Raw genomic sequence first — 14,005 nt, forward strand, 5'->3', positions numbered from 1 at the left:
AATATTTCTTTTAATCACAAAGTTTTTTTTATGATTTATTTAACAATTCAAAATGTTTTGGCTATGCGGTTGCAGAATTGCTAATTTCACTAAGATTAAGAATCTTGTCTGCTCTTTGTGCGCTAGACTCTCTATGTGTGATAATTATGGAAGTTGCGTTATTGATTTTTGTATCGATATTTTCAAGAATATTCTGTTCCGTTTCTGTATCTAATGCAGATAGTGAGTCATCAAAAATAATGATAGTTGGGTCTTTTATTAAGGCTCTTGCAATACAAATTCTCTGTTTTTGACCTCCCGAAAGCATCACGCCACGTTCGCCCACCATTGTTTTGTACTGATCTTTAAACTCAACAATGTTTTTATGTACATCTGCAATTTTAGAATATTCAACCACTTTTTCGTGTGTAGGATTATCGATAGAGAAACCGATATTATGCTCAATAGAATCTGAAAAAAGATAACTTTCCTGAGGAATATAGCCAATGAAATTTCTGTAATTTTCAAGATTGTGATCTTTTAAGTTTTTACCGTCAATCAGAATTTCACCTTCTGTAGGATCTATAAGCCTGCAAAGAAGTAGAGCGATGGTCGATTTTCCACTACCAGTTTTTCCCATGATGGCTAAAGATTTTCCGGCTTCTATTGTAAAGCTTAAATTATCTAATGCTTTAATTCCTGTATTTGGGTAAACATAAGATACGTTTTTAAATTCGATATCTCCTTTAATAGGATAGTTTTCAAAGTTTTTATTATAAATCTCAGATTGCTTTTCCAAAAACTCGTTAATCCTCTGCATGGATGCTTCTGCTCTTTGGTTAATTGATGTTACCCAACCTACCATCGAGAATGGCCAGATTAAAATGTTGATGTACATAAAGAAATCTGCAATTTTACCCACGGTAAGCTCGCCTGCAATATATTTTTGTCCACCAATAAGAATGACTGAAACATTTAATAATCCGATGACAAATAAAATGATAGTAAAGAAATAAGCTTCTGTTTTTGCTAAATCTAAAGCCTTATCCTGATAATCGCTTACTTTAATCCCATAATTTTTTTGGATGTATTTTTCTTTTGCGAAGTATTTTACCACTCTGATTCCCGAAAAACTATCCTGTACAAAAGTTGAAATCGCAGACTGGCTTTTCTGCATCACTTTTGATTTTTTATTAATAATTGAGCTTACTTTAAATATAATATACGATAAAATAGGAAGAGGCAGTAAGGTCCAAACCGTCATTGATGCATCAGTTTTAATCATATAAAAACTGGTAATCAATAATAATACAACAAGGTTGACCACGTACATTACCCCAGGTCCCAAATACATTCTTACCGCAACAATATCTTCACTTAATCTGTTCATTAAGTCTCCGATGGTTGTTTGCTTGTAATCGGTAAGCGATAAATCCTGATAATGTCTATAGATTTTATTTTTCAGTTCGTATTCAATTCTTCGTGATGCAACGATGATGGTTTGTCGCATCATAAAAGTGAAAATTCCGGTAAGAAGAGAACAGCCGACAATAATGGCAACGTAGATTAAAACTTGCTTGTTAAAGCCCAGATTTCCATGTTTTGTGAGCTCGTCAACCGATTTTCCAACGAACTGTACCTTATATATATTAAAAAAATTACTGGCGATGATGAATAGTAACCCCCAAAACAATAATATTTTGTGCTTCCAAAAGTAAGGGTTCAGAGTTTTGAGTGCTTTCATAAAGTTTCACAAAATTACAAAAATTGAAGCAGACTGAGAATTTCATAAATTTTAAATTTCGTATCTTTGCACGCATAAAAAGCTCTTTGAATGTTAGGAAGAAGACAAATCCGTGAAAAAGTAGTAGAATCCGTGTATTCGTACTACCAAAACCCAATAAAATTTGACGTGTTAGAAAAAAACATGTTTTCGGGAATAGAGAAAATCTATAATCTCTATATTTTTCAATTGAATTTTTTGGTGGGTCTGAGAGATCTTGCCGAAAATCAAATGGAAATTGGTAAAAACAAATACTTTAAAACTGATTCAGATGTTAATCCCAATCAAAAATTTATTAATAACCAGGTTTTAAAAAAGCTTGATGAAAACCCTGAGAGATTGTATTTCTCTGGTCAGCATAAAGATTTGAAATGGGACTTGCACGATGACATGTTGGTGAAAACTTTCCAACGTATGACTGCAGGAAAGCGTTATCAGGATTTTATGAAGGAAGATGGTTATTCTTTTGAAGATGATCAAAAGTTTATCGGAAAATTATTTTTAAGGTATATTGCCGAAAATGATGATTTTCATGATTATATCAGCGATAGAGAACTTACTTGGTCAGATGATATTCATATTGCCAACTCGATGGTTCAAAAAACAATCGGTTTTATGAAAGAAGATGAAGAAAGCCGCACTTTAATTAAAATGATTAAAGATGAAGAAGACAAAACTTTTGCGAGCAAACTTCTTAGAGATACTTTGAATAACTGGGAAATTAATGAGAAAAAACTTTCTGAGCGTCTAGAAAACTGGGATTTGGAAAGAGTAGGATTGATGGATAAAGTTATTTTAACGACAGCTATTTCAGAGCTAGACAATTTTCCTTTTACCCCTTCAAGAGTTATTATTAATGAATATATTGAGATTGCAAAAGTATATGCAACAGATCGTTCTAATATATTCATCAACGGTATTTTAGATAAATATTGTAAAGATTTAAATAGAATATAAATTAAAATTAATTTAATATGAAAAAGACATTATCAATTATTGCTTTGTCTGTAATCGGATTCGGATTGGTTTCTTGTAAAAAAGAAGAAAATAAAGAAGTACAAAACGCTGAAGCAATCGGTGTAGACTCTACAAATGCGCCTACTGCTGATTCTACAGTAGCATCTGTAACTCCTACTGTTGCAGGAGCTGAAGTTGCCGCAGCAGCACCAGTTGCTAAATCTAACCAACCTACCACTACCATTGCATTATCTGAAAGCAATTTCGATTTTGGTAATATTAAAAAAGGAGCAAAAGTAAACCACGTTTACGAAGTAACCAATACAGGTACAAACCCTTTAATTATCTCTGAAGTAAAGCCTGGATGCGGATGTACTGCTCCTGAATTTACTAAAGACCCGATTATGCCTGGTAAAAAAGGAAAAATTACTTTGAGCTTTGACTCTACAAACTTTGACGGAAGCGTACAAAAATTTGCTGATGTTTTTGCTAACGTAGAAAATGCTCCGATAAAGTTGACGTTTAATGCTAATATTCAACCTTAATATCATGAATATGTTAACCTTATTTTTACAAGCACCTGCACAAGGAAATTCTACCACCATGTTGATGATGATGGGAGTAATGGTTATTGGATTTTATTTTCTAATGATTAGACCTCAGATGAAAAAACAAAAGCAGGAGAAAAAATTTCAAGAAGAGCTGAAGGTGGGAAGCAGAGTAGTACTTACTTCTGGTCTTCACGGAAGAATTGCTCAGATTCAGGAGGATGGAGTGGTTATTGAAACCCTTTCTGGAAAACTTAAATTTGAGAAAGCAGCAATTTCAAGAGAATTTACTGATAATCGTTTTGGTGAAAAAGCAACGAAAGCTGCTGATAAAAAAGAAGTAGTAGAAACTGAAAAGAAATAATTTTTAGTTTTACATAATATTGCGAATCGGCGCGGTGAAAGAAGTTCACCGCGCCGATTTTTTTAAATATTATCATTCTAAACGAAGTGAAAATCTCTTAACTTCTTAACTGAGTCTTAATGGTTTAATTTTTAAGCACAATTCTTCAGTTATTCATAAAAATATTCGTGAAATTCATTTTCTAATAATATCTTTGCCAAAAATTAATAAAAAGACTAACAAAACCATGAAAAAAGCTCTTCTCTGCTTGGCTATTACTTTGCTAAGCGTTATTTCTTTTGCACAGAAAATTCCATTTCAAATTAAAAAAAGTGATGTTTTTAAAGATGAATACAAAAACTCATCAATCGTTCTTGTAGAAGATGACGGAAAAGGCGGAGTGGTTGTCGTTCGTTCTTATTTTGGAGGTGTTTTTTCTTCCGGATCGGGTTATTATTTCGAACATTACGATTCAGACCTTAAGTTGATTAAAGAATTTGAATATGAAATAAAATACTCTAAAGTTGTAAAACAAAGTTCTGTTTTAGGGGTAATTATGGATGGTGACAAAGTGAATATCATAGATTTTATTTATGAAAAAGATGAAAAAGCTTATATCTGCTCTGCAATGTCTGCCAATATTAATGATTTTAATTTCACAAAAAAAGAATTATTCAGAGTAAACAGTGATGAAATAAAGCAGTTCGCCTTTTTTACGACAGCAGGTTTTGATGGTGATTCCGGAGCAAGCATGATTGTTAATGAAAACCGTACTGCATTTGCGGTTACGGTAGATATTAAAGATAGAAATGCAGAAACTCATCGTATGTTTGTTTTTGATAAATCGCTTCAGAAAAATATTGACCATACGTTTAAAAGAGATATAAAAGACCGAAAATTTATCTATGAAAATATAGATGTTTCTAAAGACGGAAAAACGATTTACATTCTTGGAAAAGTATATACTGATGAGCAAAAGAAGAAAAAAGAAGGCGGAAAATACCAGTATGAATTAACCCGTGTAACCGCTGACAGCGAGAAAACGCAAGCTTTTGACTCTGATGAGCATTTTGTAGCTTCATTGCAGCCTATTATTTATGACGACCGTTTAGCATGTATTGGTTTTTATTCTGACAGAAAAGATTACCGATTTAAAGGAATTTCTTATTTTGAACTTGACCCAATTACTTTAGAAATCAAAAAGAAAAAATACAATCCGTTTACAGAACAATTTATGATTGATAAATATGGGAAAGACAAAGATAAAGAGTTGAAAAACCTTTCCTTTAGAAAAATAATTACCAATCAAAACGGAGATATTATTTTTAATGCAGAAGAATTTTATATTACCTCACATTATTATTCAGCACCAAATGGCGGTGGATATTCACGAACTATTTATCATTATGATGATATTGTAAGTGCAAGAATTAACTCGAATGGCGAAATTGTTTGGGCAAGAAATATCAATAAAAGACAGGCAACCGGTGGAGATGAATCTTATATTTCTTACACTTCAACAGCTGTAGGGAATGATGCTTATTTTTTTATCAACACCGGTGAAAAAGTAAAAAAACTGAGCAATGACAGAATTCAGTTTGGGCAAACAAGTACTAAAAAAGCGAATCTTAATATTATCAGAGTGAATCAAAATGGAGATTTCGATTATCAGGAAATATTAGATAATGAAGACAATGAAGTTCCGTTTATGGTTTCAAATGGAGTTCAATCGGGAGATTCTACTTTTTTCATTGGAAGAAAAGGTAAGAAAAAGCAACTTTTGAAAGTTTCTTTATAAATTATAGAAAGAGGTCGAATTTGACTCTTTTTATCATACTCGTTTCGGCGGAGTGAACAAAGTTCATTCCGCCGAAATTTTTTTACTGCATTGTCATTTTAAATAAATTGATGAATCTCTTAATCAACTTAACTTCTTAATTGAGTCTTAATGGTTTAATTTTTAAACATAATTTTTCTGTTATCCACAAAAACATTCGTAAAATTCGTGTTTAAAAAATATCTTTGCGAGATGAATCAAAATAAAACCGTTCTCATTCTCGGTGCCAATTCTGATGTTGCCAAACAATGTATCAAACAATACATTCAGAAAGGGTTTTCTATCATGGCAGCTTCAAGAAATACAGAATCTTTGGAGCTTTTTATTGAGGAAAATCATTTAGAAAAATCAAAAATTACAGTTTTAAACTTTGATGCAGAAGATTTTGATTCACATCATCAATTTTATCATCAACTTCCAATAAAACCTCATGTCGTAGTTTATGCCGCAGGATTTTTAGTGGATAATGAGAAAGCTTTACAAGATTTTAAAGGAACTCAGCAAATGATGTTGGTCAATTATATGGGAGCTGTTTCTATTCTGAATATCATTGCAACAGATGAAAGCAATAAAAACTTAGAAAGAATCATCGGATTATCTTCCCTCTCAGGAGTTCGTGGGCGAAAAAGTAATTTTGTTTATGGAAGTACAAAAGCGGCTTTTACCACTTATTTAGCAGGTTTAAGGCAAGAATTAGCTGAGAGAAATGTAAAAGTCAACGTTTTGGTCAGCGGATATATCAATACGAAAATAAACGCAGGTTTAGAGCTCAATAAAAATCTTCTGATGGAACCGGATTATGTAGCAAAACATATCGTTAATGCCGGAAATTCTTTTACCATCGTTCCCAATTTTAAATGGAAATTGATTTATTTAATCTTGAAAGTATTGCCGGAAAGCTTGGTGGCGAAATTGCCGTAATCAATAGCCAGAAGCTTAGGTAATGGATTTTTAATTATATAAGAACGATGAAATATTTTTGTATCAAGGTAGTTGTTTGTTACTTTTTCAATCTATTGTGAAATTTGTTGATGGAAAATTTGTCTAATTTTGCTTTTGCGTTTATTTTAGCAGCGCTAATGTGCAAAATAAAATTAACGCAATGAAAATAAAATTATGCGCTGCTGTACCTGCTAGTAATGTATTTACAATGAATTCTTGTTCGACGAATTTGGGAAACTTGTGGCTAATTCAAAAGATATCAGCCATGTATTCAGTAGAATGTATAAATAAAATAAGAAGTTTATTAAGTTTTTTCTTATTAGGCTTTTTGTTTTTGCCGAGCCTGTTTTTTTCTCAACAATTTAAACTAAAAAAAGATGCTCAATACATTAACAATTATCAGATAGATGTTACTGCCAATAAGAATTATGTATTTGTTTCAAGTGATGGTTTGGTAGATATTCCATTAGATAGTATTAAGAATATTTCAAAACTTAAAATTGTTGATTTAGACAAGAATTCTACATATGATTTATACAGAGAAGAATTAAAAGTGAGGAATGGAGACTTGTATTTCACCTCAGGAAAGCTGATTGATTCTATTATAATTGGGAATAAAAAAAAGGAAATAATTATAGGGATTGAAGCTAAAGGCTGGATCTCAAATCTTTATACTATTCCTGAGAGAAAAGTTGTTGTTGAAATTCCAATTAAAGGAAAAAATTATGAGGATAAAAAGATTAAAAAAATAAAATTTTATTTTACTGGAGGTTACAATACATTATACAATGTTAAAACAAGTAAAAAAGATATCAAAATTATTCCGATCTTATATACTTGCGAATCTGTTGACTGTAAAGATAAAAATATACTCATTCCAGAGATGGAGGTGAGTTTTACCGAAAAGTCTAAATACCTTGAGGTTGATGTAAGTCATCATGATGTCTTTATTAATAAAGATTTTAAAAATATATATGTAGGGTATATTACGCTCGATTATTTTATTGTTAAACAGAAAAAAGTGGATAAAATAGCAGATAATAAATGTTATAATCTTGATCTTCATTCGGAATGGTTTAGAGAAAGTAAGCATAAATGCCCAGTGGTTTCTATTGTCCTTGAATAATTTTCAGCTTCTTTTTCCTTTATTTGAAAATAAAAAGATCGCTCTATACATATTAAAGAAAGTCTATCCGATTATGATAGACTTTCTTAATTTATGCATTTTAAATACAATTGCAATTTTTTTGTGGAAAGAGTAAAAACAGTTTAATTTTCTTCCTGCGATTTATAATGAGCCACAGCCACATGAATTTCAAAATAAGAAAAGTCATCGCCTAATGCTTCTTTTATGGCTTTCAATGATTGAATTTTTTGCGCTTTTGCAACTTCGATGATACTTTCTATTTTGTTTTTATCGATTAAATCGCCTGCATTTATCGTTCCAGTCGCAACGAAATTCACTAAATGATTCTGAATCGTATTGACGGATAGATTTCTGATTTTTGCAATCTCCTCGATGCTATTATTTTCTTGATATAGCTGAAAAGTAGTGGCAAAAGTTCCAGATGTGCTTTTATTTGCTTTTTTAGGTTTCGGTTCTCGTTGCTTTTTTTGTTTTTTTTCTGAGACTTTACTAGTCAAATTATTGATGTTGCAATAGTCGACAATGGCTTCAAGAAACAATTCACCATATTTTTCTATTTTAAATTCCCCAAAACCACTGATTTGATTCAGTTCTTCTTTGGTGTTGGGAAGATAATTTGCCAATTCCATCAAGGTTGCATCAGAAAAAATAACATAAGGCGGAACGTTTTCTTTTTCGGCTTGTTCGCGTCTGATTTTCTTGAGTTCATCAAATAAATCGAGGTTTTCTGTGAATTCATTTTTGCCATACTCAGCTTCCATTTCGGCTACAGTTACTGCTTTGGCTTGTTCTTTTATTTTTTGTAAACTTACTTTTTTATGTTTAAATAAAACCAGATTACTTTCTTCTGTTAATTTTAAAACAGAAAATTCTTCATTAGATTCTTCTAGAAAACCATTGATGAGTAATTGTTTGATAAGGTTGTGCCAATAGTTTTTATCATTTTTGCTTCCGATGCCATACGTAGGAAGGCTTTGCATATAATCTGTAATTTTTACACTTTTTGAACCTCGAAGAAAATCAATAATCATATTTTTTCCGTACCGTTCTTTCAGTCGGAAAACGGCACTCAATAATTTTTGAGCATCTACGGTAGCGTCCCAAGTTTCAAATTCGCTGAGGCAATAATCGCAATTGTTACAATTTCCAGAATGATTTTCACCAAAATATTCCATCAGATATTGTCTTCTGCATTTTTGCATTTCGGCAAAATCAGCCATTTGTTGCAGCTTTCGCAACATAAGGCCAGATTGCTCTTCATTGCCTTCTATCAAAGCAAATCTTCGCAGTTTTATCACATCAGCACCCGAATAAAACAAAATCGCTTCACTCGGCAAACCATCTCTTCCGGCTCTTCCCGTTTCCTGATAATAGCTTTCTATATTTTTTGGTAAATCGGCGTGCATCACAAAACGGACATTACTTTTGTCGATTCCCATTCCAAAGGCTATCGTAGCCACCATGACCTGAGTTTTGTCTTTGATAAAATCTTCCTGAACCTTTGCCCGTTCTACCGAAGAAATTCCTGCGTGATAAAAAGCAGAATTAATACCATTTTCTTTTAGTTGATTAGACATTTCTTCCGTGCCTTTTCTCGATAAACAGTAGATAATCCCCGAATCGTTCGGGTGCTCATTAAGGTATTGAATAATGTGATGAATAACCGATTGTTTGGGCTGAACAAAATATTTGATATTCGCTCTGTCAAATGATGAAACGAGAACCAAAGGCTCTTGAAGATTTAGTTGTTTAACGATATCCTGCCTTGTAATTTCATCAGCACTTGCCGTTAAAGCGATGATTGGGATTTGTGGAAACTGATTTTTTAAACCATTCAGAAATAAATAATCCGGACGAAAATCATGGCCCCAATGTGAAACACAATGTGCCTCATCAACAGCAAATAAAGAAATTTTAATTTCTTCTAAAAACTTAAGAAATGCACCGTTGTCGGCACTCAGTTTTTCGGGCGCAATATATAAAAGTTTGAGTTCTCCGTTTTTTAATTGATGTAAAGTTTCATTCTGCTCAAAAGAACTCATCGAAGAATTGATATAAGCTGCAGAAATTCCGTTGACGCGCAGTGCATCAACTTGGTCTTTCATCAAAGCTATCAATGGCGAAATAACAATAGCTGTGCCTTCCAAAACCAAAGCCGGAACTTGGTAACAAAGAGATTTTCCGCCGCCAGTCGGCATCAAAACAAAAGTATCTTTCTTGGCAATTACATTTTCAACGGCATTCGCTTGCTCGAGTCTGAAGTTATCATACCCAAAATATTGCTGTAAAACTTCTAAAGGTGATTTCATCATTTTAAAATTGTGTTTTAGTAAAAATAATCATTGAGAATTAACGGTTTTCTCTCCAATGTAATCAAATTTGGAGGTTATAATATCTCCAATATCTGTATCTATATTATATTTTTTAGAAATAATAATATATCTGTTTTTTTCATAACAATGTCTAATTACTTCAATAGGAATAGTCTCATTATTTTCTAAATTAATGAAGCCGAAAAAATGATTGCATCTATATCTTCCTTCCGTAGAATCAAAATTGTTAAAAACATCTTTTATATCATCTTGGCTAAAGAAAATCCCATCTATTTCAACTGAAATAATTTTGTTATGCTGTAAAGTATTATGGAAATCGAATTTAATGATTTTTTTTCCACCTAAGAAACAGAAAATACTTGTAGTAATTAAAATTGCTGAAATGTAAAAATTCTTTGAGATTTTTTCTGAATTTTTTGCTTGTACGTTAGAAGGGGTATAAAGCATTTTATTTGCAACAGCTATCAAAAAAAATATAATTCCGATTACAAAAGAAATAAATCCAAAAGCAATAAGTATGGGGATGAGTGTGTTCATAATTCAAAATTTGTGTGGATGTAAAAATAGTGAATTTTGAGTGATTTTTTATTTTGATGAATTTAAAAACCTTGTAATAGTAAAAACTACTTCATTTCAAAATGACTGAAAAAATGTTACAATCAATTTTTAAAGAATGTTTTGAGATTAAAATTTCTTTAAATTAATTTGATTTTCAGGTTCTTTATTTAAATTTATCTCTTCCAAAAACTCCAGATCAAGGAAATAATGTTTAGGAATATATTTGTCGAAATAAACATGGGTAGAGGTATGTTTTTGAAAAATGTCTTTCAATGTAAATTTATCAATGTTAGTATATGCTGTAATTGTTGGGATTGATTTATCATAATTTTCAATGGTAAGTTTGGTTTTTACAAATTCAATATCACTTTTATTATAGAATATATTGGCGTAATCATTTTGGTCTTTTCCAACACCGAAAACGTAACTTTCAATTATAGCACGGCTCAAATCGATATTTTTACAGATTTTATGACGTTTTATGTCCTGAACAACAATATCTCTATTAAAATTTTCAATGGGAAAACTTTTTTCGCTATCAATAAGCGAACGAATATAAAAATAAACGGGAACAATAATAAGAATTCCGATTACAAAATAGCCCGCTTTAAAATCGAAGTCTCCAGTTCGTTTTGAGTAACCAATTCCGTGAAAGAATGTAAACAAGCCTACAAACCAAAGAATGACAATCGGGATTTCCCAGAGTTTCCATTTATGTTTTTCTTTCATGTTTCAAATAAAAAAAAACGAAGAAAAATCTCCACTTCTAATTTATGCTTATAAATTTTGCGTTTAATAATACAGAATTTTGCGAAGATATTTTTTGGTTTGTAATTCCATTTTTGGTGGGTCGTTATTATATCTTAACGAAATCGTTTGCTCTACATTGATTTCGACCCAGTTTCCGGTTTTATCATATTTAGTATGAGTTTCTCTAATTAGTTCATTTTTTTCATCATAAAATTTTTGACCTATTAATTTTTTATTTTCATCATATTCACTAATGATTCTATTTTGAATTTTACCTTTTACAATACTTTGCTTTTCTTTAATCGTATTTTTTAGTTTCGGATATGTTATTTCAATAGATTTTAATTTCTTTTCTTTGTTGTCATACGCAGAATAAGTTAGAGTTTTTGCAGTATCTTTCACTTTGGAATATTCATAAGTTTCTGTATAGATTCTATTAGCATAATTGTCTTTATAAAATGTTTTTCTTCCCAGATTATCATAAGAATAGTTTGATTTGGATTCGGGTTGCGTTTCATTTTTGTTGATGTCTTCCAAAATTAACCCATTTTTGTTATAGACATATTTTCTATAAGAAGTCAGTTTGTTTTCATCATCCAAAGTTTCTCTTAAAGTAATCTTTGAAGTTGTATTATAAACATATGTTGTGATAAATAAGAGATATCCTTCAGTGTTGTACGATTTTTCAGAAACCACATTTCCTTTACTATCAATTGTCTTATAGACTTTTCTTCCTCCACTTTGACTATTCGTTACATAACCAGAGTATGGATATTTTTGATTTTCTTTTATAGAAAATCTTGAAAACGTTTTGTCAAAATCATTACAATAATGACAGTTGGTTGTGATAATTTGATTGGGTTGATATTCGTTTCTCTCTTCATTTATTAATCGTCCATCACTATATTTTTTTTCTACAAGAATTCTTCCTTTTATATCAAAAGATTGATGTTCACTCGGTTTTTCATGTTGACGATATTCGGTAACAGATAAATCTACGGATTTTATTTTACCTTTTAATTTTGGGTTTTCGTCATTGTAAATCTGGGCAATGCTGAAAAATCCAACCAAATAAAAAAAAAAGCAAACTGTTCTAATTAACATATTTATATTTTTCATTGTAAAATTTTAGTTTATAAAAAAAGCGAAGAAAATTTTCCTCACTTATAAGTATTTAGTAATACTCAATTGAAAATTCATAAACATTTTTAATATTCCCATTTTCACTTATTGTTAGTTTTTCCAAACTTCCATTATTGTCATATTGATAATCAAAAATATGATTCCCAGTATTACTCATTGTATTTATAAAACGAAATGAACGAGAATTAGAATAGTTACTAACGATTTTTAATAATTTATCATTTTTTATATAAAATATTTCTGATTCAATTTTCCCATTTTTATCATTTTTCTCTGTAATTTTAGATAGTTTATCATCTTTATAAATGTAATCTATTTGTCCTTTTTCGGTAGTTCCATAGTTTGAATAGTTATAAATTTCTTGAATTAATTTCTTGTCGGTATTATATTTAAAATCTTTTGTTTCAATGGTTTCATTGTTTAATTTTACTATAATCTTGATACAATTATTGTGAATGTCATAAAAATACAAAGTCTGGTCTATTGGTTTTTTCTCTGCTTTCTCATTTTCAAAAGAAAAATAAGTGTATTCTGTTAATAGATTTTTGTCGTTATAAATGTATTCGAAAGAGACATTAATTTTATCTAGATATAGATGTTCTCTACTGATTAATTTTGAATTTTTATAAAGATATTTGAACTCACGTGGCTTTTCTTTTTTATAGGAAGTTCTAAGGTAAATAACATTTTTATTTTCGTCAAATTGATAGTATTCGTCTCCATAATCATCATCATAAATTTTCCCAGACATAAATAATTTTTTTGTGTGAGATTTTTTTTCATTTTTTTGATATAAATAATCTATTTCTTTAGATTTTTTTCCATCACTATAATGCAAAGTCCTTATTTCTCTTCCTTCTCTATCAAAGCTGCTTACTTTAATTGTGTCAATTCTATAATTATTAATATCAAGTTTTTTGATATATGTTATTTTTTTAATTTTCTTTTCATTTATAAAACTTTCTTTCTCCATATTTTCCATTGGAAGATAGGGATTGAAATATTTTGCAGGTGTATTTTCAAGATTTTGTTGTGCATGTGCATAACTAAAGATGTTAAAACTGGCTAGTAGTATATATAATAACTTATTTTTCATATTTAAGTTTTTAAATTTCTTCAAAACGAGAATGTTTTTCAAGATAAAGAATTGTTTTATTAAGATTCTCTTCATTTATATTTGCTTTATCAAGAATAAAACTCACTTGAGAAGATGCTGTAATGTAAAGGTATTTATCATCTAAAATACAATAAGTGACTTCAGACCAGATAAATTTATATTCAGCTTTGTAGTTTTTAAATGAGAAATGAGTAGAAGTAAATTCCCAAATCACATCTTTTGAATTTAATTTTTGATTTGAAATTTCTTTTTCAAGTATCTCGAGATATTTTTTTCTGAATTTTCTATAAGAAAAATAATAAGTGAAATACGACGAAAGTGTGGCTATCCCAAATCCTGTAAAAAAACTTGTAAAAGTATAATCGCTTGATATAAAAGTAACTGTTGCGAAAATTACACAAAAGATAATCCAGATTAAATTTCTATTGTTTTTAGCAAGGTTGTCTTTCCAAAGTCTTTTTAATTCATGTTGATGAATTTTTCTTAGAATTTCTTCGGAAGTAGGTGTATTGTATATCAAGATTTCTTCGTTCATGGTTTAGTTTTAAAATAAAAAAGCGGAGAAAAA

13 protein-coding genes are annotated in these 14,005 nt (G+C 30.3%); 6 read left to right on the forward strand and 7 right to left on the reverse strand.

Translation table 11 applies throughout. The annotated features are described in order from the left end of the window. Positions 1-61: 61 nt before the first annotated feature. On the reverse strand, positions 62-1,723 hold the full coding sequence (locus tag LO744_RS03400) for an ABC transporter ATP-binding protein (protein WP_230667184.1): 1,662 nt from the start codon (positions 1,721-1,723) through the stop codon (positions 62-64). 90 nt (positions 1,724-1,813) lie between these two features. On the opposite strand from LO744_RS03400, the gene LO744_RS03405 reads away from it, so the two are divergent. The 6 genes from LO744_RS03405 (at position 1,814) to LO744_RS03430 (ending at position 7,515) form a co-directional block, all read left to right on the forward strand. After that, positions 1,814-2,719: a transcription antitermination protein NusB gene (locus LO744_RS03405; RefSeq protein WP_230667185.1), complete on the forward strand. Its 906-nt coding sequence runs from the start codon at positions 1,814-1,816 to the stop codon at positions 2,717-2,719. Positions 2,720-2,736: 17 nt separating this feature from the next. After that, entirely contained in the window at positions 2,737-3,264 is a 528-nt protein-coding gene (locus tag LO744_RS03410) for a DUF1573 domain-containing protein (RefSeq protein ID WP_230667186.1), read from the forward strand. A 10-nt stretch (positions 3,265-3,274) separates the two neighbouring features. Beyond that, entirely contained in the window at positions 3,275-3,631 is a 357-nt protein-coding gene (yajC, locus tag LO744_RS03415) for a preprotein translocase subunit YajC (protein ID WP_230667187.1), read from the forward strand. 226 nt (positions 3,632-3,857) lie between these two features. Beyond that, positions 3,858-5,408: a hypothetical protein gene (locus tag LO744_RS03420; RefSeq protein ID WP_230667188.1), complete on the forward strand. Its 1,551-nt coding sequence runs from the start codon at positions 3,858-3,860 to the stop codon at positions 5,406-5,408. 231 nt (positions 5,409-5,639) lie between these two features. Next, positions 5,640-6,368: an SDR family NAD(P)-dependent oxidoreductase gene (locus LO744_RS03425; protein ID WP_230667189.1), complete on the forward strand. Its 729-nt coding sequence runs from the start codon at positions 5,640-5,642 to the stop codon at positions 6,366-6,368. Between the two features lie 181 nt (positions 6,369-6,549). Then, on the forward strand, positions 6,550-7,515 hold the full coding sequence (locus tag LO744_RS03430; RefSeq protein WP_230667190.1) for a hypothetical protein: 966 nt from the start codon (positions 6,550-6,552) through the stop codon (positions 7,513-7,515). 143 nt (positions 7,516-7,658) lie between these two features. On the opposite strand, the gene recQ is transcribed toward LO744_RS03430, so the two are convergent. The 6 genes from recQ to LO744_RS03460 all read right to left on the reverse strand — a co-directional run bounded on the left by recQ (position 7,659) and on the right by LO744_RS03460 (position 13,972). After that, a complete protein-coding gene (recQ, locus tag LO744_RS03435; RefSeq protein ID WP_230667191.1) occupies positions 7,659-9,845 on the reverse strand; it encodes a DNA helicase RecQ in 2,187 nt (728 codons plus the stop codon). A gap of 30 nt (positions 9,846-9,875) precedes the next feature. After that, positions 9,876-10,406: a hypothetical protein gene (locus LO744_RS03440; RefSeq protein WP_230667192.1), complete on the reverse strand. Its 531-nt coding sequence runs from the start codon at positions 10,404-10,406 to the stop codon at positions 9,876-9,878. A 147-nt stretch (positions 10,407-10,553) separates the two neighbouring features. Continuing rightward, positions 10,554-11,156, reverse strand: coding sequence for a hypothetical protein (locus LO744_RS03445; RefSeq protein WP_230667193.1), 603 nt, complete (start codon positions 11,154-11,156; stop codon positions 10,554-10,556). 63 nt (positions 11,157-11,219) lie between these two features. Then, positions 11,220-12,296: a hypothetical protein gene (locus LO744_RS03450; RefSeq protein ID WP_230667194.1), complete on the reverse strand. Its 1,077-nt coding sequence runs from the start codon at positions 12,294-12,296 to the stop codon at positions 11,220-11,222. 55 nt (positions 12,297-12,351) lie between these two features. Beyond that, positions 12,352-13,416, reverse strand: coding sequence for a hypothetical protein (locus LO744_RS03455; RefSeq protein ID WP_230667195.1), 1,065 nt, complete (start codon positions 13,414-13,416; stop codon positions 12,352-12,354). A gap of 10 nt (positions 13,417-13,426) precedes the next feature. Then, positions 13,427-13,972 carry a hypothetical protein gene (locus tag LO744_RS03460; protein ID WP_230667196.1) on the reverse strand — a complete coding sequence of 182 codons (546 nt, stop codon included), beginning with the start codon at positions 13,970-13,972 and terminating at the stop codon, positions 13,427-13,429. Positions 13,973-14,005 lie beyond the last annotated feature (33 nt).

This window comes from Chryseobacterium turcicum (assembly GCF_021010565.1).
Taxonomy (GTDB): domain Bacteria; phylum Bacteroidota; class Bacteroidia; order Flavobacteriales; family Weeksellaceae; genus Chryseobacterium; species Chryseobacterium turcicum.